Raw genomic sequence first — 4,160 nt, forward strand, 5'->3', positions numbered from 1 at the left:
CCGGCGCAGCCGACCCAGAACAGCCACTCGACCTCGTCGAGGTCCTCGACGTCGACGCCGACCTGCTTGACCTCGAAGTCGAGCTTCTTGGCCCAGTCCATCCGGCCCTTGGGGTCCATGCCCCACGGGTTGCCCTTGCGCTCCAGGCCCTTGAAGATGTTGTTGAGCTCGGCCGGGAAGTTGGACTCCACGAGCACCTGGAAGCGGCGCATGTCGTCGATGTGGTCGACGTGCTCGATGTCGACGGGGCACTGCTGCACGCACGCGCCGCAGTTGGTGCACGACCAGAGCACGTCCGGATCGATGACGCCGTATGCCTCGGCGTTGCCGATCAGCGGGCGCTCGAGCTCGGCCTTCTGCTCGTCGGTCAGCGACTCCTCGTCCTGGCCGAGGATCGGCAGCTTGGCGTACGCGTGATCGCGCAGGCCCATCACCAGCAGCTTGGGCGACAGCGGCTTCTCGGTGTTCCAGGCGGGGCACTGGCTCTGGCAGCGGCCGCACTCGGTGCACGTCGTGAAGTCGAGGATGCCCTTCCAGGTGAAGTCCTCGACCTTGCCGACGCCGAGCTTGGCGAAGTCCTCCTCCTCGAGGTCGTCCATGTCCTCGAGGTCGAGCGCCTTGCCCTTGATGTAGATCGGCTCGAGGCCGCCGAGCGCGGTCGACCCGTCGGACTCACGCTTGAACCAGATGTTGAACCACGCCGTGAAGCGGTGCCACGCGACGCCCATCGTGATGTTGCGGGCGATCGTGATGAGCCAGGTCATCGAGACGATGATCTTGATCATCGCGATCGTGTAGACGAGGTTCTCCATCGTCTCGACCGAGAGGCCGTCCCACAGGTCACCGAGGAAGAACGTCATCGGGTAGTGGAACGTCAGGTCGTCAGCGCCGTGCGCCTTCTCCATGGCGTACTCGAGCGTGCGGAGCGTGAAGCCGCACAGCACGACGACGAAGATGACGGTCTCGACGAAGTACGCCTGCCAGAACGTCGAGCCGAAGAAGCGCGACTTGCGGCCGAGGCTGCGGGGGTGGTTCTTCTGGCGGACTGCGATGAGGAAGACGATGCCGATCAGCGTCAGCCACGACAGGGCCTCCGCGGGCCATTCGTAGATGACCCAGTGGCCGATGATCGGGAGCGCCTGGTGTGCGTCGAAGACCTGGAAGTACGCCCCGAGGACCATCGAGCTCAGGTAGATGAAGCCTGCGAACACGAACCAGTGCATGATGCCGATCCACGTCCACTGGAGCATCCGGGTGTGGCCCAGGGTCTCCTTGAACATGTTGGCCCAGCGCGCGCCCTTGTTGTCGGTGCGCCCGATGGCCGGCTGACCGGCGCGGATCACGGCGACCATGTCCCTGACGGCCTTCACCGCCAGCGCCACGGCGACCGCGGTGATGGCAAGTGAGACGACTATGGCGACGACACGCATGGGAGCCCTTTCCCCTGAACAGCGTTTGACCGTGACAGTACGGGTGACATTAACCCGTCAGTCACCATGATGCGCAGTTGGGCCAGCCAAAGGACAGCCCGGTGATGCGCAGATCACACCGTCTCAGAAGGCCTCGGGATCGGGCAATGAAATCGCGAGGCCTTTTACCCGGAACGCGCCGTCCTTCGTCTTCTTGACCCACAGACCGCCGTCGGCCACGACGCGTTTGCGGCGTTTCGTGGCGGTGCGGAGGATCGCGTCGGCCGACCGTGGGATGGTCGTCTGGCCGGCGATCTCGCGGCCCACCATGACGTACGCGCGGCCCGGCGTCGACTGTGGATCGAGCCAGACCGTGATCTCCCGCGTGCGGCCGTCGTCGTCGCAGTCCTTCCACCAGCCGGCAACCCGCGCGGAGAACGTTCCGGCCGGGACGAACTCCAGGTCGCTCTCCTCGGAGTCGCCCCAACGGCTGCTCCGGGCGAACTCCTTCGGTATGACCATGTGTTCCGGTGTGTGATCGCGGAAGATGTCGATCAGCTCGCCCGGAAGCGCCAGCGTGCTGCGGATCCGATACCGGACGATCACCCCGTGCATGCGCCTGGGCGTCCTGCCGCGCTCCCACGACTCGAATAACACCCGATGCAGCAGGGTTCCTTCGGCGTACTCACCCTTGGGTACGCGTCGCGCCTTGAGTGCCGTGACGAGCAGAGCGGGGTCGGTCGATCCGGAGCGGTCACGCTCCCGCCAGGCGTCCTCGTATGCCGCGAACGCCAGCTGGTCACTGTCGGGCCCGTTCTCGTCCTCCTCGAACTCGTCGGGCGGGAAGTCGGGGCCCCAGGCGCTCATGCGCCGAGCCTAGGGGTTCACCTTCTCTCCGCGGACCGGAACGAGCGGGATCGCCAGCAGAGGAAACACCGCGATGGCCGCGAACGCGAAGCCATACCCGCGTGCGGCGATCAGCGCACCGACGAGCGGCAGGACGAGCGAGCCGGCGAGGTACTGACCGGTGTTCTGCACACCCATCGCACGCCCGGCCCAGTACGGTCCGCCGATCTCGGCGACCGAAGTGAACGCAAGACCGTTGTCGGCGACGGTCACCGCGGTGGCGATGATCATGAGCGCGATGCCGAGCGGGGTGCCGGACAACAGGCCGAGCGCGAGCATCGTCGCGACGGCCGCGATCGCGACGACGCGCATGGGCCGGAGTCGGCTGCCCACGCGGTCCGACCACCACCCGGCTCCGATGCGGGCCGCCGCACCCACGAGCTGCGTCGACGCCACCAGAGCACCCGCGGCGAACGTCGACCACCCCTTGTCGTCGATGAGCCACACCAGCATGTAGGTCCACACCGTCATCTGCGGGACGACGAGCAGGGTCGACGCGAGGTGGATGCGCAGCAACCGCGAGTCGCGGACGTACGGGTTCGCGAGGTGGCCCTGGGTCGCGGCTTCTGCTCGGGTCGGCCGGGGCGGGTCGACGATCAACAGCGCACAGAGTGCAGTCGCAGCGGCGGTGATGGCGGCGACGAGGAGCAACGTCGTGCGGAGGTCGTACGCCTCGACGACGTTGGGCACGAGCAGGGCCGCGAGGCCCACTCCGAGCGGAAGCGCGGTCTGGCGAATGCCCATCGCGGTGCCACGTCGTTCGACCGGGAACCAGCCGATGACCACGCGGCCGCTCGCGGAGTTGGTGCTCGCCGCGCCGATGCCGCCCACGGCGAACCACGCGGCGAGCGCGATGAGGGAGGAGCTGAGACTTGCACCCAGGGCGCCGATCGTCACGATCGTGAGACCGGCGGTCAGCGACGCGCGTTCACCGATGCGGTCGACGATCGCGCCCCAGGCGATCAGCGAGACCATGACCCCCACGGCGGGCGCGGCGGCGACTGTCCCGGCCTCGGCGAGGCTCAGGCCGCGCTCGAGGTGCAGGTAGGGGATCAGGAACGCGGCGCCGTTGACGAAGATCGTCCCGGCGACCTGGCCCAGCATCGAGACGCCGAGCATGAGCCAGCGACTTGGCACCCGCAGATCGGCCATGTCCACATCCTGATACGCAACGTCTCAGGATGCAGACTACCCGGTTCGCCTTCGATGGATCCGTCAGAGGTACTTCTTCATCCCCACGTGGCTGGCCACGAAGCCGAGCCGCTCGTAGAACTCGTGCGCTCGTAAGCGTTCGCGGTTCGACGTCAGCTGCATCCGTGCGGCACCGCGACGACGGGCCTCGTCCTCGATGTGCGCCATGAGGGTGGCGCCGATGCCCTGCGCTCGCCTCGCCGCTGACGTCCGTACGGCCTCGACCTGGCAGTAGAGCCCACCGTCAGCGGACAGCATCCGCAGCCAGCTGACCTGTGCCGTGCACACGACGACGCCGTCGATCTCCCCGACGAGCAGGTCCTGGTTGGGGTCGGCGCTGATCTCGTCGAGCGCCGCGCGCTGGTTGTCCGTGACCTCCGCAGGCTCGGAGTAGTAGTGCATCGAGTCCTCGGCCACCAGCGCGAGGATTGCCTCGAGGTCGTCGGGCGTCGCCGTCCGGATGCGAAGCGCGCTCACTGGGGCAGGGCGCCGACTGAAGCCAGGGCTTCCTTGAGCAGGGCGCCGCGGCCCCCCTCCAGGTCGGCGAGCACCTCGGGGCTGGCCGCCTCCTCGGGCGTGAGCCAGGTCAGCTCGAGGGCGTCCTGGCGCGGGTTGCACTCACCGCTGACCGGCACGACGTACGCGAGGGAGACC

5 protein-coding genes are annotated in these 4,160 nt (G+C 67.6%); all 5 read right to left on the reverse strand.

Annotation, left to right across the window (positions count from 1 at the left end):
- Positions 1-1,430, reverse strand: a 1,430-nt coding sequence (locus V6M46_RS03515; RefSeq protein WP_332662384.1) for a (Fe-S)-binding protein, incomplete at its 3' end; no start/stop codon positions are given.
- 123 nt (positions 1,431-1,553) lie between these two features.
- On the reverse strand, positions 1,554-2,276 hold the full coding sequence (locus V6M46_RS03520) for a hypothetical protein (protein WP_332662385.1): 723 nt from the start codon (positions 2,274-2,276) through the stop codon (positions 1,554-1,556).
- 9 nt (positions 2,277-2,285) lie between these two features.
- On the reverse strand, positions 2,286-3,467 hold the full coding sequence (locus V6M46_RS03525) for an MFS transporter (protein ID WP_332662386.1): 1,182 nt from the start codon (positions 3,465-3,467) through the stop codon (positions 2,286-2,288).
- A 63-nt stretch (positions 3,468-3,530) separates the two neighbouring features.
- Positions 3,531-3,983, reverse strand: coding sequence for a GNAT family N-acetyltransferase (locus V6M46_RS03530; RefSeq protein ID WP_332662387.1), 453 nt, complete (start codon positions 3,981-3,983; stop codon positions 3,531-3,533).
- On the reverse strand, positions 3,980-4,160 hold a 181-nt coding region (locus V6M46_RS03535), incomplete at its 5' end, for a DUF4916 domain-containing protein (protein WP_332662388.1). The genes V6M46_RS03535 and V6M46_RS03530, both read right to left, overlap by 4 nt.

The organism is Aeromicrobium sp. (assembly GCF_036676885.1).
Lineage (GTDB): Bacteria > Actinomycetota > Actinomycetes > Propionibacteriales > Nocardioidaceae > Aeromicrobium.